General features: G+C 71.5%; 19 protein-coding genes and 1 rRNA gene. 5 read left to right on the top strand and 15 right to left on the bottom strand.

What is annotated here, in order from left to right:
* Positions 1-143 precede the first annotated feature (143 nt).
* The 3 genes from ACWDAG_RS44885 to ACWDAG_RS44875 form a co-directional block, all read right to left on the bottom strand.
* Positions 144-2,216, bottom strand: a complete 2,073-nt coding sequence (locus ACWDAG_RS44885; protein WP_450701347.1) for a tetratricopeptide repeat protein — start codon at positions 2,214-2,216, stop codon at positions 144-146.
* Positions 2,217-2,381: 165 nt separating this feature from the next.
* Entirely contained in the window at positions 2,382-3,008 is a 627-nt protein-coding gene (locus ACWDAG_RS44880; protein WP_450701346.1) for an NUDIX domain-containing protein, read from the bottom strand.
* Between the two features lie 96 nt (positions 3,009-3,104).
* Positions 3,105-4,754, bottom strand: coding sequence for a CTP synthase (locus ACWDAG_RS44875; RefSeq protein ID WP_450701345.1), 1,650 nt, complete (start codon positions 4,752-4,754; stop codon positions 3,105-3,107).
* A gap of 506 nt (positions 4,755-5,260) precedes the next feature.
* Between ACWDAG_RS44875 and ACWDAG_RS44870 the strand changes: the two genes are divergently transcribed.
* From ACWDAG_RS44870 to ACWDAG_RS44860, 3 genes are all read left to right on the top strand, one after another.
* On the top strand, positions 5,261-7,063 hold the full coding sequence (locus ACWDAG_RS44870) for a glycoside hydrolase family 15 protein (protein WP_450701366.1): 1,803 nt from the start codon (positions 5,261-5,263) through the stop codon (positions 7,061-7,063).
* A 66-nt stretch (positions 7,064-7,129) separates the two neighbouring features.
* Positions 7,130-8,512 carry an FAD-binding oxidoreductase gene (locus tag ACWDAG_RS44865; RefSeq protein WP_450701344.1) on the top strand — a complete coding sequence of 461 codons (1,383 nt, stop codon included), beginning with the start codon at positions 7,130-7,132 and terminating at the stop codon, positions 8,510-8,512.
* Positions 8,513-8,763: 251 nt separating this feature from the next.
* Complete coding sequence (locus tag ACWDAG_RS44860; RefSeq protein WP_450701343.1) at positions 8,764-10,419, top strand: PucR family transcriptional regulator; 1,656 nt, start codon at positions 8,764-8,766, stop codon at positions 10,417-10,419.
* 10 nt (positions 10,420-10,429) lie between these two features.
* Here ACWDAG_RS44860 and ACWDAG_RS44855 read toward each other — a convergent pair whose 3' ends face one another.
* From ACWDAG_RS44855 to ACWDAG_RS44835, 5 genes are all read right to left on the bottom strand, one after another.
* The gene (locus tag ACWDAG_RS44855) at positions 10,430-11,566 is read right to left on the bottom strand and encodes a glycosyltransferase family 4 protein (RefSeq protein ID WP_450701342.1); all 1,137 of its coding nucleotides are present in this window, start codon (positions 11,564-11,566) and stop codon (positions 10,430-10,432) included.
* A gap of 352 nt (positions 11,567-11,918) precedes the next feature.
* Positions 11,919-13,637 (bottom strand): DNA repair protein RecN, encoded by a 1,719-nt coding sequence (gene recN / locus ACWDAG_RS44850; protein ID WP_450701365.1) that lies wholly within the window; start codon positions 13,635-13,637, stop codon positions 11,919-11,921.
* A 160-nt stretch (positions 13,638-13,797) separates the two neighbouring features.
* The gene (locus tag ACWDAG_RS44845) at positions 13,798-14,703 is read right to left on the bottom strand and encodes an NAD kinase (RefSeq protein ID WP_275780372.1); all 906 of its coding nucleotides are present in this window, start codon (positions 14,701-14,703) and stop codon (positions 13,798-13,800) included.
* Positions 14,700-15,515 (bottom strand): TlyA family RNA methyltransferase, encoded by an 816-nt coding sequence (locus tag ACWDAG_RS44840; protein ID WP_450701341.1) that lies wholly within the window; start codon positions 15,513-15,515, stop codon positions 14,700-14,702. Before ACWDAG_RS44840 ends, ACWDAG_RS44845 begins: the two co-directional genes overlap by 4 nt.
* Positions 15,516-15,522: 7 nt before the next feature.
* Complete coding sequence (locus ACWDAG_RS44835; RefSeq protein WP_450701340.1) at positions 15,523-15,846, bottom strand: hypothetical protein; 324 nt, start codon at positions 15,844-15,846, stop codon at positions 15,523-15,525.
* Between the two features lie 42 nt (positions 15,847-15,888).
* On the opposite strand from ACWDAG_RS44835, the gene ACWDAG_RS44830 reads away from it, so the two are divergent.
* Complete coding sequence (locus ACWDAG_RS44830; RefSeq protein ID WP_450701339.1) at positions 15,889-16,236, top strand: SCP2 sterol-binding domain-containing protein; 348 nt, start codon at positions 15,889-15,891, stop codon at positions 16,234-16,236.
* On the opposite strand, the gene ACWDAG_RS44825 is transcribed toward ACWDAG_RS44830, so the two are convergent.
* From ACWDAG_RS44825 to ACWDAG_RS44810, 4 genes are all read right to left on the bottom strand, one after another.
* On the bottom strand, positions 16,220-17,098 hold the full coding sequence (locus tag ACWDAG_RS44825; RefSeq protein ID WP_450701338.1) for an ABC transporter ATP-binding protein: 879 nt from the start codon (positions 17,096-17,098) through the stop codon (positions 16,220-16,222). The genes ACWDAG_RS44830 and ACWDAG_RS44825 overlap by 17 nt on opposite strands.
* The gene (locus ACWDAG_RS44820) at positions 17,095-18,132 is read right to left on the bottom strand and encodes a FecCD family ABC transporter permease (protein WP_450701337.1); all 1,038 of its coding nucleotides are present in this window, start codon (positions 18,130-18,132) and stop codon (positions 17,095-17,097) included. The genes ACWDAG_RS44825 and ACWDAG_RS44820 overlap by 4 nt, the downstream gene beginning before the upstream one ends.
* Positions 18,129-19,172, bottom strand: coding sequence for a FecCD family ABC transporter permease (locus tag ACWDAG_RS44815; protein WP_450701336.1), 1,044 nt, complete (start codon positions 19,170-19,172; stop codon positions 18,129-18,131). The genes ACWDAG_RS44820 and ACWDAG_RS44815 overlap by 4 nt, the downstream gene beginning before the upstream one ends.
* Positions 19,173-19,272: 100 nt before the next feature.
* A complete protein-coding gene (locus ACWDAG_RS44810; protein WP_450701335.1) occupies positions 19,273-20,301 on the bottom strand; it encodes an HAD hydrolase-like protein in 1,029 nt (342 codons plus the stop codon).
* 72 nt (positions 20,302-20,373) lie between these two features.
* On the opposite strand from ACWDAG_RS44810, the gene ACWDAG_RS44805 reads away from it, so the two are divergent.
* Complete coding sequence (locus ACWDAG_RS44805; RefSeq protein ID WP_450701334.1) at positions 20,374-21,666, top strand: DUF1015 domain-containing protein; 1,293 nt, start codon at positions 20,374-20,376, stop codon at positions 21,664-21,666.
* A gap of 65 nt (positions 21,667-21,731) precedes the next feature.
* Here ACWDAG_RS44805 and ACWDAG_RS44800 read toward each other — a convergent pair whose 3' ends face one another.
* The 3 genes from ACWDAG_RS44800 to rrf all read right to left on the bottom strand — a co-directional run bounded on the left by ACWDAG_RS44800 (position 21,732) and on the right by rrf (position 23,841).
* On the bottom strand, positions 21,732-22,496 hold the full coding sequence (locus ACWDAG_RS44800) for a hypothetical protein (RefSeq protein ID WP_450701364.1): 765 nt from the start codon (positions 22,494-22,496) through the stop codon (positions 21,732-21,734).
* Entirely contained in the window at positions 22,433-23,518 is a 1,086-nt protein-coding gene (locus ACWDAG_RS44795; protein WP_450701370.1) for a hypothetical protein, read from the bottom strand. The genes ACWDAG_RS44800 and ACWDAG_RS44795 overlap by 64 nt, the downstream gene beginning before the upstream one ends.
* A 206-nt stretch (positions 23,519-23,724) precedes the next feature.
* Positions 23,725-23,841, bottom strand: a 5S ribosomal RNA gene (rrf, locus tag ACWDAG_RS44790).
* Between the last annotated feature and the right edge of the window lie 177 nt (positions 23,842-24,018).

The raw sequence follows: 24,018 nt of genomic DNA, 5'->3' as shown, positions 1-24,018 counted from the left end.
TCGATCACGGTCCTTGGCTCAGTGGATGTGGGGCAATACAACACATACCCAGGCATGCATGAGCACACCGGGAGGCACCGCAGGAGAAGGTGCGGCAGAGCCAGTCTAATGAAGGCGTTCTCTCTGTCTAGCCTTTCATTGCATCAATCTTCGTCGCATGTACTGCGGATTTCGCAGGTGTCATCGTCCTGTTTCAAGGGATCAAGGGGTTTCGGCTCCTGCTCATCGCCCTCGCGCCCCTCCCCCAGCAGCCGCTCGGCCGTGCCCCGGTGCAGCTGGGCGGAGGCGGGATCGCCCAGGCGTTCCAGCGTGTCGGCGAGCCGCAGCTGCAGCGCCGCCTGCAGCCGTACGTCCTCGGCGCGGCGCGCCCACTCCACCGCCTCGTGACAGGTGCGCAGCGATTCCTCGGGGCGTCCCGCGTACTCCTGGACGCGCGCGAGTTCGCTCAACGCCCGTGCGTGGGAGGCGATGTCGCCGTTCTTGCGGTGCCGGGCGATCGCCGTGCGCCAGCCGCGCTGGGCCTCGCCGTAGCGGCCCGCATAGGTGTGGGCCGCGGCGATACGGCCGTAGAGCCGGGCGGCGTCCGCACGCTCGTCCCGGGCCAGGCGCTCGGCGAGGGCGCGGCCGAACCAGTCGGCGGCCCGGTCGTAGTCCCCGAGCTCCAGATGCGCACCACCTACGGATTCCATTGCGCGGCCGCTCGCGTACGGGTCATTTGCCTCCCGTCCGGCGTCCAGCGCGGCCCGGTAGCGCGCCAGCGCCTCCGCCGTGCGGCCGGTCTGGGCGTCCAGATCGCCGAGGTTCAGCAGGGCGGCGGCCTTCTCGCGGGGCAGGTCCCGCCGCTCGGCCACATCCAGGACGAGCCGGTGGATGCCGTACAGGTCGGGGGCGGCGGCCCGGGTGCCGAAGTGCGCGACCATGGCCTTGACCAGCTGGGACATCAGCCGGCGGGCGAGGGTGTCCAGCTCCCCGTCCGCGACGGCCAGCCGGGCCGCGGCCAGCAGTGCGGGCCTGCGCAGGCGCAGCCAGTCCTCGGCGGCCCGGGGGCTCGGGAAGCGCAGGGCGCGCGGCATGCCCTGGAGCTTCTCGCGCGCCTCGGGGCTGTCCGTCTCGGTGATCACCCGACACGACTGCAGCAGCCGTACCGTCCGCTCCAGCATGCGAGCGCGCGCCAGCTGCACCTCGCCGGGGCGGTCCTGGCTCTGGGTGAGTTTCTTCAGCAGGGGGTGCAGACAGCCCGGCACCTCGTACTGCGGCAACGGCGAGTCCGCGGCCCGCAGCAGGCTCAGGGCGACGAACTCGTCCAGCGCCGCGTGGGCGTCGCCCACGGAGCAGCCGGCGAGCGCGGCCGCGGTGTGCGGGTCGACCAGTCCGGCCGGGGCGAGGGCGAGCAGTCGCAGCATCCGGGCGGAGGGCGCGGGCAGCGAGGTGTAGACGAGCCCGAAGACCCGGCTGAGGGGCGTGCCCTCACCCTCCGTGTGCAGATGCTTGGCCACGTCGGCGACGGCCGCCTTGGGGCGGGCGGCGAGCCAGCCGCCCGCCAGCGTCAGCGCGGCGGGGTGGCCCTGGCACTCCTCGACGAGGCCCTCGGCGGCGCGGGGGTCGACGGTGATGCGGACCGAGCCGGTGTGCCGGGTGAGCAGCTCCAGCGCGGACTTGGTGTCGAGGCCGCCGAGGGTGCAGGGACGGACGTCGGAGATCCCGGTGAGAGGGCCGCTCGACACGGCCACGACCAGGCAGTCCGGTGTGTCCGGCAGCAGGGCGTCGACCTGCTCGGCGTCCGCCGCGTCGTCGAGCAGCACCAGGGCGCGGCGGTCGGCGAGGGCGGTGCGCAGCGCCTCGGCCAGGTCGTCCGCGGCGGCTCCGGCGGGGGTGGGCAGCTTCAGCGCGGCGAGCAGTTCGCGGGCGGTCTGCCCGAGGGGGACCGGCGTCCCGTCGGGCTCGCTCAGCCGCGCCCGGAGCACCCCGTCGTCGTAACGGTCCGCAACCTGCCGTACGAGCTCCTCGGCGAGGGCGGTGCGTCCGGAACCGGGCCTGCCGGCGATGAGCAGTACGCGCGCGCGTGGGGCCTTGCGGCCGGAGAGGGTGTCCAGGCCCGCGCGCTCGATGTCGGCGCGCAGTTCCTTCAACTCCCTTGTGCGGCCCAGGAACCGGCTCTCGTCAGCAGCGTGCCCCGACAGCCGTACACCGTCTGTGTTGACCGCCTGATCCGTCACGGGCCACACTCCCGTCCCACCGCACGCGCAAGCCCGCCGGGACTCCGGTACCGGGCATCAACAGAGCCTAGTTCACGCTCTGCAACGATCCTGGCGGAGCACGGCGGGCACATCCCCCGATCGGATCAGCCGATCGTCACACCAATACGCAGGGGGGTGCGGTGTTCAGGACTCGAAGGGACGGGCGGGCCACGGCGCCTCGGCCGGGCGCAGTGCGTCGAGCCCGTCCCCCTGCTGCGCGGCGATCAGCGAAAGGACGCCCACGACAAGGCAGTTGTTGTGCAGCTCGCCCGCGAGGACGCCCCGGACGAGTTCGTCGACCGGCAGGCGCGCGTACTCCAGGTCGATCTCCTCGTGCTCGACCTCGAAGCGGTCGCCCTCGGCCTCGGACAGGTTCCGGGCGAGGAAGATGCGCACGGCCTCGTCGCAGCCGCCGGGGGTGGTGTAGACGTCGGTCAGCACTCGCCAGTCCTCGGCCTTGACGTGTGCCTCCTCGTACAGCTCGCGCTGGGCGGCGTGCAGGGGGTTCTCACCAGGCACGTCGAGCAGGCCGGCCGGGATCTCCCACAGCTTGTGGCGCACGGGGTGGCGGTACTGGCGGATGACCAGGACCCGGCCTTCGTCGTCGAGGGCGAGGACGGCGACCGAACCGGGGTGGACCTGGTAGTCGCGGCGGGCCACATGTCCGTCGGGCATGACCACGTCGTCCGTGCGCACAGAGGTCTTGTTGCCCACGAAGGGGGTCTCCGTCGCCCGGATCTCCCACTCCTCGGGGGTGTCCTTGATCGTCATGCCCTGTCCTTCCGCACGCTTTGGCCACACACGCCGAGTGAAACGGGGCGCTCACCTTTTGAATGCGAGCGCCCCGGCCACCGTACAACTGGTGTGTTACTTGGAATTCTTCCGCTCGACCGAGGCCTTCACCAGACCCGCGAACAGCGGGTGCGGCCGAGTCGGGCGGGAGCGCAGCTCGGGGTGCGCCTGGGTCGCCACCAGGTAAGGGTGCGTCTCGCGCGGGTACTCCACGTACTCGACGAGCTTGCCGTCGGGAGAAGTGCCGGAGAACAGGATGCCGGCCTTCTTCTCCAGCTCCGCACGGTAGGCGTTGTTCACCTCGTAGCGGTGGCGGTGGCGCTCCTCGACGTACTCCTTGCCGTCGTAGACCTCGCGCACGATCGAGCCCTCGGCCAGCTTCGCCGGGTACATGCCCAGCCGCATGGTGCCGCCCATGTCGCCCTCGCCGGCGACGATGTCGAGCTGCTCGGCCATGGTGGAGATCACCGGGTGGCCGGTGGCGGAGTCGAACTCGGTGGAGTTGGCGTCGGTGATGCCGGCCAGGTTGCGCGCGGCCTCGATCACGATGCACTGCAGGCCCAGGCAGAGGCCGAGCAGCGGGATCTTGTTCTCGCGGGCGTACTTGATCGCGCCGACCTTGCCGAGCACACCGCGGTCGCCGAAGCCGCCCGGGATGCAGATGCCGTCGACGTCGCCGAGCTGCGCGGCGGCACCGGCCGGGGTCTTGCAGTCGTCGGACGTGACCCACTTGATCTTCACTCGGGCCTTGTTGGCGAAGCCGCCGGCACGCAGCGCCTCGGTGACCGAGAGGTAGGCGTCGGGCAGGTCGATGTACTTGCCGACCAGCGCGAGGGTGATCTCGTGGTCGGGGTTGTGGACGCGGTCGAGCAGGTCGTCCCAGGTCCGCCAGTCCACATCGCGGAAGGGGAGGTCCAGCTTGCGGACGACATAGGCGTCCAGGCCCTCGCCGTGCACGGTCTTGGGGATGTCGTAGATCGAGCGGGCGTCGGGGCAGGCGACCACGGCGGCCTCGTCGACGTCGCACATCAGGGAGATCTTGCGCTTGATCGCGGTGGGTACCTCGCGGTCGCAGCGCAGCACGATGGCGTCCGGCTGGATACCGATGTTGCGCAGGGCCGCAACCGAGTGCTGGGTCGGCTTCGTCTTCAGCTCTCCCGACGGGCCGATGTACGGCAGGAGGGAAATGTGGACGACGAAGACGTTGTCACGGCCGACCTCGTGGCGGACCTGGCGGACCGTCTCCAGGAACGGCAGCGACTCGATGTCGCCGACCGTGCCGCCGACCTCCGTGATGACGACGTCGACCTCGTCGGTCGCCATGCGGCGGATGCGGTGCTTGATCTCGTTGGTGATGTGCGGGATGACCTGCACGGTGTCGCCCAGGTACTCGCCGCGCCGCTCCTTGGCGATCACCGTCGAGTAGACCTGGCCTGTAGTGACGTTGGCCGAGCCGTCCAAGTCGCGGTCGAGGAAGCGCTCGTAGTGTCCGATGTCCAGGTCGGTCTCGGCACCGTCGTTGGTGACGAAGACCTCACCGTGCTGGAAGGGGTTCATCGTGCCCGGATCGACGTTCAGGTACGGGTCGAGCTTCTGCATCACGACCCGCAGGCCTCGCGCCTTGAGGAGCATGCCCAGGCTGGAGGCGGTGAGGCCCTTGCCGAGCGAGGAGGCGACACCCCCGGTGACGAAGATGTGCTTGGTCGTCGTAGATTTCGGCGGCATGGCCAAGAGGGGGCTCCCGTGGTCGCGGTCTGGTGCTGTGCGGCTGCCGACCGGAGATTTCCGGGGGTGCCGTCGCTGCGGTTCGGGGGTTTCGTGCCCACCGGTCCACGGGCTACCAGGGTATCAGCGCCCGGAGGAGATGGCTTCCGGCCACGCACCGCACACGAGTCACCACAGACCCGCACGGTCCTCCGCGTTTATCACCCGTTGCTCACCCGTTCGGCTTATTCGGGTTGCCCGGAGCGGCACGCAGATCATCTACGTGCGTCGTATCCTGCTCGGACACTCGCTGCCGAGCCCGGCCGGGTACACGTCACCACCCCCGCACGTGATGACCGGAACAACGAGAGCTCGTCAGTTCGTTGAGCATCAATTGTCGTTTTGCCACACGGCCAGGACGACTGCTTTGCTTCACCGCTCAACGACGCATTACAACGACCCCTTGACCGCACTAGCGACAGCCCCCTTTGCACGGGGGTGACGTGGCCGTTCGACTGGAGTTGCACGTGGCCGGGCGCATCGAAGACTACGCACTCATCGGAGACATGCAGACCGCAGCCCTGGTCTGCCGGGACGGCACAGTGGACTGGCTGTGCCTGCCCCGCTTCGACTCGCACGCCATCTTCGCCGGCCTGCTGGGCACCGAGGAACACGGCTTCTGGCGGCTCGGCCCGGCCCACGCCTCCGACGCGCAGCCCCCGACGGCGGCCCGGCGCAGCTACCGCGGCGACTCCCTGATCCTCGAATCCGAGTGGGACACCCCGCGCGGCACGGTCCGAGTGACCGATTTCATGCCCCCGCGTGACGGCGCCCCCCAGCTGATCCGCATCGTCGAAGGCGTCTCCGGCCGCGTTCCGATGCGCTCGGCCCTCAGGATGCGTTTCTCGTACGGCCGGGTCGTGCCGTGGGTGCACAAGCACGACGGCCGCACGGTCGCCGTGGCAGGCCCGGACTCGGTCTGGTACGACACCGAGTGCGAGACCTACGGCAAGTCGCTGACCACGTACTCGGACTTCACGGTCGCTCCCGGTGACCGCATCGCCTTCACCATCTCCTGGCAGCCCTCGCACAAGGAGCCGCCGCCGCTGCCGGAGCCGGAGGCCTCCCTGGAGGCGACCGAGGAGTTCTGGCGGGAGTGGGTGGAGCACTGCACGTACCACGGCCCGTACCGCGAGGCCGTGATCCGCTCGCTGATCACGCTCAAGGCCCTGACGTACGCCCCCACGGGTGGCATCGTCGCGGCGCCCACGACCTCCCTGCCCGAGGACATCGGCGGCGTCCGCAACTGGGACTACCGCTACACCTGGCTGCGCGACGCGGCGATCACCCTGTCCTCGCTGCTGCGCACCGGCTACCGCGAGGAGGCCCGCGCCTGGCGCGAGTGGCTGCTCAGGGCCGTCGCCGGCGACCCCGAGAACCTGCAGATCATGTACGGCATCGCGGGCGAGCGCGAGCTCGGCGAGGCGGAGCTGGACTGGCTGCCCGGCTACGAGAACTCCGCGCCGGTCCGGGTCGGCAACGGCGCCGCCCACCAGCTCCAGCTGGACGTCTACGGCGAGGTCACCGAGGCCCTGCACCTCGGCCACATGACCGGTCTCGCCCGCAGCGACTACGCCTCCCTGCTGCAGCTCAAGCTGATCCGCTACCTGGAGCAGCACTGGGACGAGCCCGACGAGGGCATCTGGGAGGTGCGCGGCCCGCGCCGCCACTTCGTGCACTCCAAGGTGATGGCCTGGGTCGCCGTCGACCGCACCATCAAGCTCATCGAGTCCGGCGACGCGGACGGCCCGCTGGAGCGCTGGCGCGAGCTGCGCGACGACATCCACCGGGACGTGTGCGAGAAGGGGTACGACAAGGAGCGCAACACCTTCACGCAGTCCTACGGCTCGAAGGAGCTGGACGCCTCGCTGCTGCTGATCCCGCAGATGGGGTTCCTGCCGCCCGACGACAAGCGCGTCATCGGCACCATCGAAGCCATCCAGCGCGAGCTGTCCACGCCGGACGGCTTCATCCTGCGCTACCCGACGGAGGGTTCCAGCGAGGGCGTCGACGGCCTGCCCGGTGACGAAGGGGCGTTCCTGGCCTGCTCGTTCTGGATGGCGGACGACCTCGCGATGATCGGCCGGGTGGACGAGGCCCGCAAGCTGTTCGAGAAGCTGCTCGCGCTCCGCAACGACCTCGGTCTGCTCGCCGAGGAGTGGGACCCGCGCCTCCAGCGCCAGGTCGGCAACTTCCCGCAGGCCTTCAGCCACGTCCCGCTCATCGACACGGCGCTGCGCCTGACGGCCTCGGGGGCGTACGGCGGCTGAACAGGACCGCCGAACCGGGCCCGCCTACGCTGGAGCCAACAGCCCCTGCACGGAAGGGGGCGCCCCATGGCTTCCCCATCGAAGGCGGGCGCGGCCCTCGCCGCGCTGCGCGAGGATCTGGTCGGCGATGTGTTCGCCCCGGGGGATGTCGGCTACGACGAGGCCCGGGCGGTCTTCAACGCGCTGATCGACCGGCGTCCGGCGGTGATCGCGCAGTGTGTGGACGCGGACGACGTCGTGCGGGCCGTGCGTTTCGGCCGGGAGCTGGATCTGAAGATCGCCGTCCGCGGCGGCGGGCACAGCGTGGCGGGCATGGCGGTGAACGACGGCGGGCTGGTCGTGGACCTGCGGCACATGCGCGCCGTCACCGTCGACCCCGCGGCCGAGGCGGTACGGATCGCGGGCGGCGCCACCATGAGCGACCTGGACCGCGCGACCGAGCCCTACGGCCTGGCGACCACCGGCGGCCGGGCCTCCACCACCGGCGTCGGCGGCTTCGTCCTCGGCGGCGGCACCGGCTGGCTGGACCGCTGGTGCGGACTGGCCGTCGACAATCTGCTGGGCGTCGAACTGGTCACCGCCGCCGGCGAACGGGTGCACGCCAACGCCGACGAGAACCCGGAGCTGTTCTGGGGCCTGCACGGCGGCGGCGGCAACTTCGGCGTCGTCACCGCGCTGACCCTGAAGCTGCACGAACTGCCCGCGTTCTCCATCGCGTTCGTGATGTACCTGCCGGCCTTCGGCCGCGAGGTGGTGCGCACCTACCGCGAGATCATCACGGCAGCCCCGGTCGAGGCGTCCGGGATGGTCGTCTACGTCACCGGCCCGCCGGCCGACTTCGTGCCGCCCCAGCTGGTCGGCCGTCTGATGTGCGGTGCGCTGCTGACGTACGCCGGTGGCGAGGAGGACCTGCGCAAGCTGGCCGAGCCGCTGCTGGCGCTGCCGCACGAGGCCGAGGTCGTCAGCGCGATGCCGTACGCGGATGTGCAGTGCCTGCTCGACGATCCGCCCGGGCTGCGGAACTACTGGTCGGCGGAGTACCTGACGGGCCTGCCCGACGACCTCGTGGACGTCTACTGCGCCCGCGGCGAGGCGATACCCGTACCGACGGGCGTCCAGTACGTGTTGCTCCCGCAGGGCGGCGCGATCGCGGACGGTCCGCACGAGTACCCCGTGCCCTATCGCGACGCGCCGTGGGCGGTGCACCCCTTCGGCATCTGGCAGGACACGGCGGACGACGAGCGGTGCCTGCGGTGGGTGCGGGACGTGCGCGCCGACGTCCGGCCGTGGAGCAGCGGCGCGGTCTACCTGAACTTCATCGGCGACGAGGGCCCCGAGCGGGTGGTGGCCGGTTTGGGCGCGGAGAACACGGCCCGGCTGGCGGCGCTGAAGCGGCGCTACGACCCGGACAACGTCTTCCGCTTCAACCACAACATCAGACCGGCCTGAGCACCTCCAGCGGGAACACCGGCCAGGAGGTCGGCGTAACCGGCGTAGGGCCTGCCTCTCGGTCGGCGTCGCGGCGACGGTGGGCGGGGGAAGCTGCCGCCGTCTCCTCCAGTACGGCCGCGGGGCACACCCACGCGCTCGCGTGCCGGACGCGGGAGCAGGACGGGCCCGGCGGTCAGCGCGGCGCACAGGGGAACCCTGACCTCGCCCGGAGATGTCCCGGAGGCACGCGCGCGGGTAGCGTCCGGCTCATGGACAGCAGTACGGACAGCGGTACGAGCAGCAGATTCGACACGCACGGGGCCGGGATCACCGTGCAGCGGGCGCTGGAGCTGCCCGGTCTGCGCAGCGGGCTGCCGGAGGTCCTCGCGGGCGCCGACCGGTTGCAGCGCACCGTGCGCTGGGTGCACGCGGGCGAGGTACCGCACATCGCCTCGCTGCTGAAGGGCGGCGAGCTGCTGCTGACCACCGGCTACGGCCTCGGCACCCGGCCGGCCGAGCAGCGGGCGTTCGTGCGCACCCTGGCCGAGCGCGGTATCGCGGCCCTCGTCGTGGAGCTCGGCCCGCGCTTCACCCGCCTGCCCGCCGCACTCGTCGACACGGCACGCGCGGCCGGGCTGCCGCTGGTCCAGCTGCACCGCGAGGTGCCCTTCGTGGCGGTCACGGAGGAGGTCCACACCGAGATCGTCAACGGCCACTACGCGCTGCTGCAGCGGGCCGAGGAGGTGCACCGCCGCTGTACCGAGGCGCTGCTGGGCGGCGGCGGGGTGCCGCAGGTACTGGGCATCCTGGCCGACTTCAGCGGCAACCCCGTCTTCCTGGAGACGACGGACGGGCAGCTGCTGTACGCCGCGGGGGCCGGTCCCGAGGGCGCGGACCCGCTCCAGGTGTGGGAGGGGCTGCGCGGCCAGCACAAGGACGCACCGCCACCTTCGGGGTCGGTCCTCGTGGACGTACCCGGCGGCGGGCCGGGGGCGGGTTCGGTACGGGCGCGCCTGGTCCTCCTCCCGGTACGGGCCCCGCTGGCCCCGGTGCATCGCATCGCGGCCGAGCGGGCGGCCGGCATCCTGGCCGTCGTCCTGATGCAGGCCCGGCAGGAGGAGGAGCTGGCGGCGCGCGGCCGCGGCGACTTCCTCACCGACCTCGCCGAGGGCCGTATCGCCGCGGAGGACGCGCCGGCGCAGGCGCGGGTGCTGGGCTTCAAGCCCGGCAGCAGCCCGCTGCTGCCGGTGGTGATGCGGCTGGGCGACACACTGTCGCCCGGCGGGGGCTGGGCGGTGCTGGCACGCGCGGTCGCGGAGGAGCTGGCCTCGGTGGGCGTTCCGCTCCTGTTGGGCGTACGGCCTGTCGAGGGCCGGGTGCCGCTGCTGGTGGGCCTGCGTGCGGAGGCGGAGCGGCCGGCGGTCGCGGACCGGGTCGCGGCAGCGCTGCGGGCGGGCGTGGAGCGCGCCGGGATGCAGCGGCCGGGGGCACAGCCGCCGGTGGTGGTCGTCGGGGTGGCCGGCGGCTGGGCGGCGGCGTCGGCGGGCCTCAGGCACGCGGCCGAGACGGCGACGGCGGCGCAGGGCCTTTCGGACCGCCCCTGGTACGACGCCCGGCGCCTCGACATCGACCTGCTCCTGTGGCGGCTGCGCGACCACCCGGACCTGGCGGCCTTCGTGGACCGCGCGATCGGCCCGCTCCGCGACCACGACAACCGCTCCAAGCCGCCCCTGCTGCCCACCCTGGAGACGTATCTGGCGCACGCGGGCCGCAAGGCGGAGACGGCCCGCGAACTGCACCTCAACCGGCAGACCCTCTACAACCGCCTCGCCCGGATCGGCGAGTTGCTCGGCACGGACCTCGACGACCCGCAGACCGTACTGGCGTTGAGCCTGGCACTGCGAGCACGCCGGCACGCCCCCTAGGACGGGTCCCTCAGGCGAGCGGCCGGTGCTGGGTCAACTCGTCGTAGACGCTGAGCACTTGGGCGACGGTCTCGTCCTCCGTCGGCCAGGTGGCGGCCTGGCGGGTGCCCTTCTCCCTGAGCAGCTCACGGCGCTCCGGGTCGCCGAGGAGCCCGGTGACGGCGTCCGCGAGGGCCTCCGCGTCCCCGTACGGGACGAGTTCGGCGGCGTCGCCGACGAGTTCGGGGATGCCGCCGACACGGGTCGCGACGAGCGGCACGCGCGCGTGGAGCGCCTCCTGGGCGAGCACGGAACGCGATTCCCAGCTGCTGGGCAGCAGTGCGAGATCGGCGGCGGCGAGCAGCTCCCGCACATCGTCGCGCCGCCCGATGAGCCGGACGGGCAGCCCTTCGTCCTCGATGCGGCGCTGCAGCACGGTCCGCAGCGGGCCCTCTCCCGCGATCACGACGAGCGGCACGGGGTCGAGGCGCCGCCACGCGCGCGTGGCGTCCAGCAGGGTGTCGTAACCGCGGTGCCGTTCGAGGGAGCCGACGGCCATCAGCAACGGGCGGCCGGTGGCGCCCAGTTCGGCCCGGATCTTGGGGCTCGGGCGGTCGGGGTCCTCCGGCTCCGCGCCCGGACGCGGCCCGGGCAGCGCCACGGCGGCCAGCCGCGCGTCCCGCGCCCCGGTCCGGCGGGCCCGGTCCACGAGGTCCGAGGAGGTGCCGAGCACCACGGTGGCGGCCTTCACGACCCGCCGCTCCAGCAGGCGCAGCAGATGGGCGCGGGCTCCTTCGGCATGCGCGCGGTTGTGCCAGGTGACCACGAGAGGGGTGCGCCGGCCGCTGAGGGCCAGCGCGGCCCGGAAGGAGGCGTGCAGCCCGTGCGCATGCACCAGGTCGGCGTCCTTGCACGCCTCGCGCAGCGCGGTCACGGCTCCCGGGTCGCTGCTGCGCGGCACGTGCACGTGCTCGGCGCCGGCCCCGGTGAAGTCGTAGGCGCGATCGGCCTCGACGGGGGCGCACACGGTGACCCGCACGCCCCGCGCGACAAGCCCCGCCGCCAGCGAACGCACATGCGCACTGCTGCCGGCGTTGCCGCCGCCCAGCACCTGCACGGTGCGCAGCGGCGACTGGCCGTGCGGTGAGGGGCTGCTCACGGGGCTCACGTGGCCGGGGCTCCTGGTTCGGCGTCGGGCGGTCACGAAGAAAGTACAGAAGGATCGAGCGGAGGGGGTGTACCGCGCGGTTTCCTCCACGTACTACGCCAAGGATGCCAGCACGTACCGGTGTTCCAACAACGAGAAGGAGACGCGGGTGCGGCACGGGGCCTGTGGGGCGGTGGGATCGGTCACTCGCACGAGTGAGAAAGGGGCACCTGGCCCCGGCCCATGACCGCGCCCTCCTCGCTCACCTTGTCACCGTCGGCAGTAACGGCCGCGGTCCTGCCCGCGACCGTGGCCGCGGGACCGGCGTATTGACCATCCGGCCGCCCCAAGCGGCCCCAGCCCCCAGGGACTCCTAGACGTCCGCCCGAGCCGTCGCCAGCAGTTCCTCCGCGTGCGCCCGTGCGGTCTCGGAGTCCTCCTGGCCGGCGAGCATCCGGGACAGCTCCCGCACCCGTTCCTCGCCCTCCAGCACCTTCACTCCGGACCGTGTCACGGACCCGTCGTTGGTCTTCTCGACCAGCAACTGCCGGTCGGCGAAGGCGGCCACCTGCGGAAGGTGGGTCACGACCACGACCTGCGCGGTCTTCGCGAGCTTCGCCAGCCGCCGCCCGATCTCGACCGCCGCCTTGCCACCGACACCGGCGTCGACCTCGTCGAAGAGATACGTCGGCACGGGATCCGTCCCCGCGAAGACGACCTCGACGGCGAGCATCACACGCGACAGCTCACCACCGGACGCACCCTTGGCGATGGGCCGCGGCGGCGCCCCCGGGTGCGGGGCCAGCAGCAGCTCGACCTCGTCGACGCCGGACGGCCCGTAGGCGACCACCCGCCCGCCGACCTCGACGCCCTCCGGGTCCTCGGTCTGCCGGATGTCGAACGACACGCGCGCGTGCGGCATCGCCAGCGAGGCAAGCTCCGCGGTCACGGCGGCCGCGAACCGCTCTGCCGCCTCCGCCCGCGCATCCGTCAATGCCTGGGCAAGGCCGCCCAGTTCGGTCCGCAACGCGTCCCGCTCGGCGGTCAGCTCGTCGATCCGCTCGTCGTCGCCGTCCAGCTCTGTCAGCCGCGCGGCACTCTGCTCGGCCCAGACGAGTACGGAGTTGATGTCCTCCCCGTACTTCCGGGTCAGACCGGTGAGCGCCGCCCGCCGTTCCTCGACAGCCGCCAGCCGCAGGGGATCCGCGTCCAGGTCGTCGGCGTAGCCGGCCAGTTCCCCGGCGACATCGCCCAGCAGGATCCCGATCTCCCCGATCCTGTCGGCGAGCGCGGCCAGCGCCGGATCGTGCGACCGCACGGCGTCCAGCGCCCGCTGAGCCCCCGCGACGAGCGTGGCGGCGTCGATGCCCTCGGGATCCTCCGGGTTACCGGCGAGGGCGGCATGAGCGGCCGTAGCGGCGGACGACAGGGCCTCGGCGTGCCCGAGCCGCTCGGCCTCCTCCGCCAGCTCCACGTCCTCCCCGGCCCGCGGCTCCACACCAGCGATCTCGTCGAGCCCGTACCGCAGCATGTCGGCTTCCTGGGCCCGCTCACGCGCGCGCGTGGTGATCTCTTCCAGCTCCACGGAGACGGCCCGCAGCCGCCGGTACGCCTCGCCGTACTTGGCGAGGGGCCCCGCTACGGCGTCCCCGGCGTACCGGTCCAGCGCCTGCCGCTGCCGGGACAGCTTCAGCAGCCCCTGCTGATCGGTCTGGCCGTGCACGGCCACGAGGTCGTCGGCGAGGTCGGCGAGCAGCCCCACGGGCACGCTGCGCCCGCCCACGTGCGCCCGCGACCGCCCTTCCGCGGAAACGGTACGGCTGATCAGCAGCGCCCCGTCGTCGAGCTCGGCCCCGGCCTCCTCGGCGCGTACGACGGCCGAGGCGCCCGCGGGCACGGCGATCCGCCCCTCCACGACCGCCTTCTCGGCCCCGATCCGCACGAGCGCGGGGTCAGCCCGCCCGCCCAGCAGCAGCCCGAGGCTGGTGACCACCATGGTCTTGCCCGCACCCGTCTCACCGGTGACGGCAGTGAACCCGGGCGACAGCTCGACGACCGCATCGTCGATGACTCCGAGCGACCGTATCCGCATCTCTTCCAGCACGGCACGACCATACGAGGTAGGGGCAGCGATACGCGAGGCGCCCTGTCACCCGGGCGGGTGGACCGTCCTGGAGGGGCGCGAGGAACTGCGCGACAAGCCACGAAATACCCGCACTCGCCGACGCACTTCAGACACCCCCCACAGCCGGCTAGTGCGGCGCCCCGCGCCACCCGGAAACCGGCAACGCAAACTTCGCCACAAGCCGATCCGTGAACGACGCATGGTGCAGCCGAGCCAACCGCACCGGCACAGCCCCCCGCCGCACCTCGACCCTCGCCCCCGGCGGCAACTCAACCGTCCGCCGCCCGTCACACCACAACACACCCGGCGGAATATGAGGCAGCACCTCGACCGCCAGCACCGAATCCGGCGACGTGACCAAGGGCTTCGCAAACAACGCATGCGCACTGATCGGCACCATCAGCAGCGCTTCCACTTCGGGCCACACCACAGGCCCACCCGCGGAGAACGCATAAGCGGTCGACCCCGTCGGAGTGGACAGCACAATCCCGTCGCACCCGAACCCGGTAACCGGCCGCCCGTCGATCTCCAGCACGACCTCGAGCAACTTCTCGGCGCCGGCCTTCTGCACGGCCGCCTCGTTCAGCGCCCAGTCCGTGTGCACGATGTTGCCGTTCTGATGAACGACGACATCGACGGTCATCCGCTCCTCGACCTCGTACGCCTTCGTCACCACCCGGTCGACGACCTTGTCGAGATCATCCCGTTCGGCTTCGGCGAGGAACCCGACCCGCCCGAGGTTGACGCCGAGCATCGGCACCCCGGACGCCCGGGCGAACTCGGCGCCGCGCAGCAGCGTCCCGTCGCCCCCGAGCACGATCAGCAGCTCGCACCCGTCCAGGCACTGCGGAGTGGCCTCCTTGACCAGCTCCACCTCCTCGGGCAGCGGCAGATCGGCGGCCTCGTACTCCAGGACGCGCACGCCGATGCCCTCGCGCAGCAGCCCCTTCACCACCAGCTCGGCGCTGCGAATGGCCGCGGGCCGCCCGGTGTGGGCGAGCAGGAAAACAGTACGAGCTCGGTTCTGGGTCAACGCGGCCCCTCCGCCACAGCACGGTCAACGTCGGCCGGGTCCAGTTCGGGTGCCCCGGCCCGCAGCCACAGAAAGTACTCGACATTCCCGGATGGTCCGGGCAGCGGGCTGGCGGTGACACCCTGCACCCCGAGCCCGAGTTCCCACGCCTTGTGGGCCACACCCCGCACGGCCTCCGCCCGCAGCTGCGAACTCCGTACGACTCCCCCGCTGCCCAACCGTTCCTTCCCCACCTCGAACTGCGGCTTGACCATCATCACCAGGTCGGCGTCCGGCTTCACGCACCGCACCAGGGCGGGCAGGACCAGCCCGAGCGGGATGAAGGACAGATCCCCCACGACAAGATCCACAGGCTCCCCATCGATCTCTTCAAGCGTCAACTCGCGTACGTTCGTACGGTCCTTGACGGTGACGCGTTCATCGCTCTGAAGAGTCCAGGCAAGTTGTCCGTATCCGACGTCCACGGCGACGACGTGCGCCGCACCCGCGCGCAGCAGGACGTCCGTGAAACCCCCGGTGGACGCGCCGGCGTCGAGCGCCCGCCGCCCTTCCACCACGAGCCCCTGCGGCACGAACGCCTGAAACGCACCGGCGAGCTTGTGCCCGCCCCGGGACACGTACTCGGGATCGCTGTCGTCGGCCGTGACGACGATCGCCGCCGCGGTCTCCACCTGCGTGGCGGGCTTGGTCGCGACGGTCTTGCCGACGGTGACCCGCCCGGCCGCGATCAGCTGGCTGGCGTGCTCGCGCGAGCGCGCGAGCTTCCGGCGGACCAGCTCCGCGTCCAGACGGCGGCGTGCGACTCCTGCCACGTTCGGTTCAGCTCCTATTGCCATACGAGGGTGAAGGCGCCCTCTGGTCGTACGACGGCGAGGGTGCCGGGGGTCCCGGGCGGGCGTCGAGCGCGGTGAGCGCGTCGCGCAGCCCCCGGTGTACATCCTCGTACACCTCGAGATGGCCGTCGGTGGCGAGGTGGTCGGCATCGCCGAGGCGCTCCAGCTGGGCGTCCACGTCGGCGTTGCCGGTCGGGGTGCGGGGCACGTCCAGCGGGGCGGGGGCGGCGGGGTCGTACTCGGGTTCCTGCTCGGGTTCGACCTCGACCGTTTCGTCCCCCGCCGTGGCGTCGGGCACAGTGTCGCTCATGCCCAGACGCTACCCCGAACGGCTGGGGTACCGTCGATCGCGATGGCCACGATCGAAGAGTGCCGCGCCGCACTCGAAAAGCTCTCGGACAACATGCAGACCGCCGAAGGGGACGTCCGCACGGCCGCGGCCCTGGATCGCTCGGTGAGCTGCCGGATCACCGACCTCGACATCACGTTCGTCGGCAGGATGACGGGCGGCCGGATCGTGGTGCAGGACACGATCCAGGGCCCTCCGCGGGACAAGGCCCAGATCAGACTGACCATGAAGGGCGACGACCTGGTGGCCCTGGTCAACGGCGAGCTGAACTTCGCCAAGGCCTGGGGCTCGGGCCGGGTCAAGCTGGAGGCAGGCCTGCGCGACCTGTTCCAGCTCAGGAAGCTTCTGTAGCCGCCACGCGCGCGCGTGCCTTGCGCGCCGCAGGCACCACCAGCGGCGTCCCCGTCTCCGGGTCGTCGATGACCTGGCAGCGCAGCCCGAAGACCTCCTCGACCAGTTCGGCCGTGACGATGTCGTTCGGCGCACCCTCGGCGACGATCCGCCCGTCGCGCAGCGCGATGAGATGGGTGGCGTACCGGGCTGCGTGGTTGAGGTCGTGCAGCACGGCGACCAGCGTGCAGCCCTGTTCCTCGTGCAGCTCGGCGCACAGGTCGAGAACGTCGATCTGATGCTGGATGTCCAGGTATGTCGTCGGTTCGTCGAGCAGCAGCAGGGGGGTCTGCTGGGCGAGCGCCATGGCGATCCACACGCGCTGCCGCTGACCGCCGGACAATTCGTCGACATACCGATCGGCGAGTTCGGCGACCCCGGTCTGCGCCATCGATTCCCGCACGACCCGCTCGTCCTCGGCCGACCACTGGCGCAGAATGCCCTGGTGCGGGTACCGGCCGCGGCCGACGAGGTCCGCGACGGTGATGCCGTCGGGCGCGATCGACGACTGCGGCAGCAGGCCCAGCGTCCGCGCGACCTTCTTCGCCGGCATCGACTGGATGACCTGCCCGTCCAGCAGCACCCGCCCCTGGCTCGGCTTCAGCATCCGCGACAGGGCCCGCAGCAGGGTGGACTTGCCGCACGCGTTCGGCCCGACGATCACAGTGAACGAGCTGTCGGGGATCTCCACCGAGAGCTGCTCGGCGATGACCCGCTGGTCGTAGGCGAGGGTGACGTTCTCGGCGGACAGCCGGTTCACGGTGCTCCTTCGGGTGTACGTGTTCTTCGAGCCGCCCGGGTCCGGCTTTGCGGGAGCGCTCATATCCGGCCCGCCCTGCGCTCGGTGACCAGCAGCCACAGCAGATAGACACCGCCGAGGACGCCGGTGACCACGCCCACGGGCAGCTGGTCGGCGCCGAAGACCCGCTGCGAGATCCAGTCGGCGCTGACCAGCAGGGCGGCACCCATGCACAGGGACGACAGCAGGTTGGGGCCTGGCGAACGGGTCAGACGGCGGGCGAGCTGGGGCGCGGTGAGCGCCACGAAGCTGACGGGCCCCGCGGCGGCGGTGGCGGTCGCGGTGAGCAGCACGGCGGCCACCATCAGCAGCGCCCGTACGCGCTCCACCCGTACTCCGAGGGCGTTCGAGACGTCGTCGCCCATCTCGATCATCCGCAGCCCGCGCGCGTTGGCCAGGACCAGCGGTACGAGTACGGCGCACAGCCCGAGCAGCGGCCAGACCTGCTCCCAGTCGCGTCCGCTGAGGGAGCCGGTCATCCAGACGACCGCGCGGGCGGCGTCAACGATGTCGGAGACCGTGAGCAGATAACTGTTGACCGCCGTGACGATCGCGGAGACGCCGATGCCGACCAGGACCAGTCGGTAACCGTGCACGCCCCGCTTCCAGGCAAGCAGATACATGGCAATCCCGGTCGCAAGGCCGCCCACGAGCGCCCCCACGGTGACCTGGCCCGCGCTCCCGGAGAACAGCACGATCACCACGAGCGCCCCGGCCGTCGCCCCCTGCCCGAGGCCGAGCACGTCCGGGCTGCCCAGCGGATTACGGGTGACGGCCTGGAACAGCGCCCCGCCGAGCCCCAGCGAGGCCCCGACCAGCAGCCCGACCAGGACACGCGGCAGGCGCAGCTCATTGACGATGAACTCCTGCCCGGCGTTGCCGCCCCCGGCCAGTGTCCTCAGCACATCGCCGGCCGAGATCGGAAAGTCGCCGGTGCCGATCAGCAGGACACTCGCGGCGAGCGCGGCGAGCAGCAGCAGGCCGACGACGGTGGCCGCCCGGACGTCCAGGCGCACGGAGAGCCCGCCCGGCGTCCTCAGCACACGGTTGCTCTTCACAGCTGCGCCGTCCTCCGTCGTCGTACCAGAAAGATGAAGACCGGACCGCCGATGATCGCGGTGATGATGCCGACCTGGAGCTCCGAGGGACGGGCGACGACCCGGCCGACGACGTCGGCGCCGAGCAGCAGCACGGGCGACAGGATCGTGGCGTACGGCAGGATCCAGCGCAGGTCGGGGCCGGTGAAGGACCGCACGACGTGCGGGACCATCAGCCCGACGAAGGCGATCGGCCCGCAGGCGGCGGTCGCCGCACCGCACAGCACGACGGCGGCGAGCATGGACAGCGCCCGGGTGCGGTTCAGGTTGGCGCCGAGGGCCTTGGCGGTGTCGTCGCCCATGGCCACGGCGTTGAGCGGCCGGGCGAGCAGGAGGGCGAGGAGCGTGCCGACCGCGAGGAACGGCAGCACCTGCACGATGGTCGAGTCGGTCGCCGAGGAGAGCGAACCGACCGTCCAGAAGCGCATCTTGTTGAGCGCCGCGTCGTCCGTGATCATCACGGCCTGCAGATAGCCGTACAACGCGGCGCTGATGGCGGTCCCGGCGAGCGCGAGCCGCACCGGCGTCGCACCCCGGCTCCCGCCGAGGAACCAGACCAGCGCCCCGACGGCGGCCGCTCCGAAAAAGGCGAACCAGACATAGCCGTTGAGACTCGTGACACCGAAGTACGTCATGGCGGTGACGACCGCGGCCGACGCACCCGCGTTGATACCGAGCAGCCCGGGGTCGGCCAGCGGATTGCGGGTGAGCGCCTGCAGCACCGCGCCGGACAGACCGAGGGCCGCACCGGCGAGGAGCCCGAGCACGGTCCGCGACAGCCGCTCGTCGACCACGACGTCGCCGTACGTCCCCGTGTCCTGGAACAGCCCGTGCCAGACCTGCTCCAGGGACAGCTCTTTCGCACCGATGGCGATGCTCGCCAGCACGACGAGAACCAGGACGGCGACGGATACAACGAGCCCAAAGGCACGTACAGCCCGGCGGGTTGGGGGCGCGGGGGCGGTCTCCGCGCGCTGTTCTGGAAGACTGTCGACCAACACGTAGTTAGGTTAGCCTACCCTCACACTGACCTCCGAGCGCTGGTCGCGTCGCCCGGGCCATTCACAGGTCCTCCGTCCGCCACCTGCCCTGTAGATCGCCTCACAACTCCAGCCGCGCCAGCGCCTTCCCCGCATCCAGCTCGCACACGCCCTCACCGGCCGCCGTCCAGGCCGCCGCGCACAATGCCCGCAGCCCGTCCAAGGCCTCCCCGTCACCGTCCAGTTCAAGCCGGTCCACACCCGCCGTCGCCGTCCACCCGCCGCACCGGAAGCCGCCGTCCGCCTCGACGACCTCCGGCTGTCCCGTCAAGAGCCCGCGCAGATCCGCGTCGACGTACGTCGGCCGGTGCTGCGGCGGCGCGGCGAGCAACTGCGCGCCGTCGGTGACACCGGTCAGCACGAGCAGCGAGTCGACCTCCCCGTTGAACGCGCCCTCGATGTCCGTGTCCAGCCGGTCCCCGACCACCAACGGCCGCTCGGCGCCGGTGCGGAGAATGGTCTCGCGGTGCATGGGAGGCAACGGCTTCCCAGCGACCTGCGGTTCGGCACCGGTCGCTATCCGCACCACCTCCACCGCGGCCCCGTTCCCCGGCGCGATCCCGCGCGCACTGGGAATCGTCAGGTCGGTGTTGGACGCGTACCAGGGCACCCCGCGCGCGATGGAGTAGCAGGCCTCGGCGAACCGCGCCCACTGCAACTCGGGCCCGCCGTACCCCTGCACGACCGCCGCCGGATCGTCCTCCGCCGACTCGACGGGCACGAGCCCCCGCTCCCGCAGCGCGACCCGCAGCCCCTCCCCGCCGATGACCAGCACCCGCGCCCCGGCCGGCACCTGCTCGCTGATCAACCGCGCGACCGCCTGCGCGGAGGTGATGACGTCATCGGCCCCGGTCGGTATCCCCAGCTCGGTCAGATGGTCCGCCACCGTGTCCGGCGTCCGCAGCGCGTTGTTGGTGACGTACGCGAGATGCATCCCGCCCGCCCGAGCCGTTGCCAGCGACTCGACCGCGTGGGCAATGGCATTGCCCCCCGCGTACACCACACCGTCCAGATCGAGCAGCGCCGTGTCATACGCCTCGCTCAGGGCCCGGCCACTGCCCTCGGGCCTCGTCCTGACGCTCTGGCTCATTACACATCGCTCCTCGCTCGACGGCTTTCCCCCGATCATCCCTCACGCCACTGACACACGTACGATGCCGGGATGAACACAGCAGGTCACTCGGAAGCAACGGCGCGCCGAGGCCTGGAACTCACCCCGTTCCGAGGCCTTCGCTACGACCCCGACCGGGTCGGCAGCCTCGCCGCCGTGACGTCCCCGCCGTACGACGTCGTCGTACGCCCCGACGGCCTGCACCACCTCCAGTCCGCCGACCCGCACAACATCGTCCGCCTGATCCTGCCGCAGGCCACCACCCCCACGGCCCGCAACGAACAGGCCGCCGACACCCTGCGCCGCTGGCTCTCCGAGGGCGTCCTGACCACCGACCCCGAGCCCGGCCTCTACGTCTACGAGCAGCGCGACGGCGACGGAATGCTGCAGCGCGGCATCATCGGCGCCCTGCGCGTCTCCGACCCGTCGGAGGGCGTGGTCCTACCGCACGAGGACGTCATGCCGCACGTGGTCGCCGACCGCGCGGCCCTGATGCGCGCCACCTCCGCGAACCTCGAGCCCCTCCTCCTCACCTACCGCGGCGACGGATCGACCTCTTCCGCGATCGAGGTCGTGGAACGCGTCGCCGCCCACCCACCCCTCCTGGCCACCACCACGGAGGACGGCTTCAGCCACCGCCTGTGGTCGATCACCGACCCTGCCGACCTCGCCCGCGTCCAGTCCGACCTGGCCCAGCACCAGGCCCTGATCGCCGACGGCCACCACCGCTGGGCGACATATCGCCGGCTCCGCACCGAGCACACCTCGCCCAGCCCCTGGGACTACGGCCTCGTCCTCCTGGTCGACACGGCCCGCTACCCGCTGCGCGTCCGCGCCATCCACCGCCTCCTGCACGGCCTGCCGGTCGCCGACGCACTCGCCGCCCTGAACGGCCTCTTCCGCATACGGCACCTGCCCGTCCCCCTGCCGGAGGCCCTGGACGCACTGGCCGACGCCGCCTGCGCCGGCAACGCCTTCCTGCTCAGCGGCGACGGCGCCTTCCATCTGATCGACCGCCCGGACCCGGACCTCCTGGCCCGTACGATCCCCGCCGACCACCCGGCCGCCTGGCGCACCCTGGACGCCACGGTCCTGCACGCCACGCTTCTCGCCCATGTCTGGCACATCCCCGAGAACGACCCCACGCGTATCGCCTACATCCACGACACGGCGGCCACGGTCGAGAAGGCGGAACGCGACGGCGGTACGGCCGTGCTGATGCACCCGGTCCGCGAGGAGGTCGTCCGCGACCTGGCCCGCCAGGGCGTGACGATGCCCCGCAAGTCGACGTCGTTCGGCCCGAAGCCGGCGTCGGGACTGGTGCTGCGGGCACTGGACGTCTGAGAGCCTTAGACGGCCTCTGACATGCAAAAAGGGCGGGACCTCACGGTCCCGCCCTTCCTCACAAGTCAGTCCTTGTCATCCTCGGCCTCGGCCTTGGCCTCGGTCTCGGCCTCGGTGCCGTCTCCCTCGTCACCTTCGCCTTCGTCGCTCTCGTCGAAGGCGTCGACGAACTCCACACCGTCCAGCTCGGCCAGCCGGTCCGAGGCGTCCGTGCTGCCGTCCTTGTCAGCCTCGACGGCCTTCGCGAACCACTCCCGCGCCTCACCCTCACGACCGGCGGCGAGCAGCGCGTCGGCGTACGCGTACCGCAGCCGGGCGGTCCACGGCTGCACTGAGCTGGAGGCCAGCTCGGGGCTCTGCAGTGTCACGATGGCCGCGTCGATCTGCCCCATGTCACGCCGGGCGCCGGCCGCGACAAGCCGCATCTCGACCTGCCCGGCCTTGTCCAGCTTCTGCACCTCGGGCGCCCCAGCCATGTCCAGCGCCTTCTCCGGCCGCCCGAGCCCACGCTCGCAGTCGGCCATGACGGGCCACAGATCAACGCTGCCGGTCATCCGCCGCGCGGCCCGGAACTCGGCAAGCGCCTCGGCGTACTTCTGGTTCGCGTACGCGGCGAACCCGCCCGCCTCACGGACGGCGGCGACACGCGACGCCAGCCTCAGCGCGATCTTGGAGTAGGCGTAGGCGCGCTCGGGGTCCTCGTCGATGAGCCGGGCGACCATCACCAGGTTCTTGGCGACGTCGTCCGCGAGCGTCTTCGGCAGACTCAGCAGCTCCTGCCGTACGTCCTTGTCGATCTCGTCGCCGGTGACGTCCTCGGGGATCGGCAGCCGCTTGATCGGCTCGCGGTCGCGGTCACGGTCCCGCTCGTCACGGAACCGGCCGCCACCGCCGCGCCGGTCGTCACGCCCGCGGAAGCCTCCGGGACGTCCACCACGGTCGTCCCGACGGGGGCCCCCGCGCCCACCACGGTCATCGCGGCCGCGGAACCCACCACGCTCGCCCCGGCTGTCGTCCCGACGGAAGCCCCCACGGTCGCCTTCCCGACGCTCGCCACGGTCATCACGCCGGAAGGGCGGACGCTCTGTGCGCTCACCACGGTCGTCACGGCGGAACGACGGGCGATCCCCACGGTCCCCGCGCTCTCCGCGGTCGTCACGGCGAAAGGAGGGGCGATCCCCACGGTCTCCGCGCTCTCCGCGGTCGTCACGGCGGAAGGAGGGGCGATCCCCACGGTCCCCGCGGTCGTCACGCCGGAAGGACGGACGGTCGCCACGGTCCCCGCGGTCGTCGCGCCGGAAGCCACGGTCACGGTCGTCCCTGCGGTCGTCGCGGCGGCCGTAGCCACCACGGTCGGAACCACCACGGTCGGAACCACCTCGGTTGTCGTCACGCCGGTCGTCCCGACGGAAGCCACCGCGGTCGCCGCGGTCGCCGCGCTCATCGCTGCGGCGGTCGTCCCGACGGCCGTACCCACCGCCGCGGTTGTCGTCCCGACGGAAGCCACCGCGGTCGTTGTCGCGCCGCTCGCCGCCGCGGTCGTCACGGCGGAAGGAGGGACGGTCGCCACGGTCCCCGCGGTCGTCACGCCGGAAGGAGGGACGGTCGCCACGGTCGTCCCGACGCGGCCCACGGTCGCGGTCGTCACGCTGGAAGGCGGGACGGGAGCCACGGTCACCTTCGCGCCGGTCGTCCCGACGGCCGTACCCGCCACCCCGGTTGTCGTCCCGACGGAAGCCACCGCGGTCCCCACGGTCGTCACGCGGGCGATCGTCACGCCGGCCCTGTCCACCACGGTTGTCGTCGCGGCGGCCGTAGCCACCGCGGTCCGAACCACCGCGGTTGTCGTCACGCCGGTCGTCCCGACGGAAACCACCGCGGTAACCGCCACGGTCGCCGCGGTCCCCACTGTCCCGTCGCCGCTGGTCGCGCTCCGGTCGATCGTCGGGAGAGTTGGTGGACATCGGTGACTCCTGTCTTCGGTACTGCAAGCATTGTAAAAACGAAAGGACCCCTGGTCCCAGCTGAACGCTGGGACCAGGGGTCCTTCCAAAGATTGTTCGGCGGCGTCCTACTCTCCCACAGGGTCCCCCCTGCAGTACCATCGGCGCTGTAAGGCTTAGCTTCCGGGTTCGAAATGTAACCGGGCGTTTCCCTCACGCTATAACCACCGAAACCCTAATGGTTTCGAGCGAACAAGCACACTCTTCTGTTGTATGTTCTGCTCAAAGCCGACAACGGTCGTTGTCTCAGAACTAACACAGTGGACGCGAGCAACTGAGGACAAGCCCTCGGCCTATTAGTACCGGTCACCTCCACACCTCACGGTGCTTCCAGATCCGGCCTATCAAC

It is taken from the genome of Streptomyces sp. NPDC001157, from assembly GCF_053598255.1.
The sequence above is the reverse complement of the archived record's forward strand: the minus strand, read 5'-3'. Positions and strand labels throughout refer to the sequence as shown.

Coding starts and splice junctions, on each gene's coding strand:
- ACWDAG_RS44880 (WP_450701346.1), bottom strand. CDS start 3,008: ATGACGATCAAGGACACCCCCGAGGAGTGGGAGATCCGGGCGACGGAG.
- ACWDAG_RS44875 (WP_450701345.1), bottom strand. CDS start 4,754: ATGCCGCCGAAATCTACGACGACCAAGCACATCTTCGTCACCGGGGGT.
- ACWDAG_RS44865 (WP_450701344.1), top strand. CDS start 7,130: ATGGCTTCCCCATCGAAGGCGGGCGCGGCCCTCGCCGCGCTGCGCGAG.
- ACWDAG_RS44860 (WP_450701343.1), top strand. CDS start 8,764: ATGGACAGCAGTACGGACAGCGGTACGAGCAGCAGATTCGACACGCAC.
- recN (WP_450701365.1), bottom strand. CDS start 13,637: ATGCGGATACGGTCGCTCGGAGTCATCGACGATGCGGTCGTCGAGCTG.
- ACWDAG_RS44835 (WP_450701340.1), bottom strand. CDS start 15,846: ATGAGCGACACTGTGCCCGACGCCACGGCGGGGGACGAAACGGTCGAG.
- ACWDAG_RS44830 (WP_450701339.1), top strand. CDS start 15,889: ATGGCCACGATCGAAGAGTGCCGCGCCGCACTCGAAAAGCTCTCGGAC.
- ACWDAG_RS44825 (WP_450701338.1), bottom strand. CDS start 17,098: ATGAGCGCTCCCGCAAAGCCGGACCCGGGCGGCTCGAAGAACACGTAC.
- ACWDAG_RS44810 (WP_450701335.1), bottom strand. CDS start 20,301: ATGAGCCAGAGCGTCAGGACGAGGCCCGAGGGCAGTGGCCGGGCCCTG.
- ACWDAG_RS44805 (WP_450701334.1), top strand. CDS start 20,374: ATGAACACAGCAGGTCACTCGGAAGCAACGGCGCGCCGAGGCCTGGAA.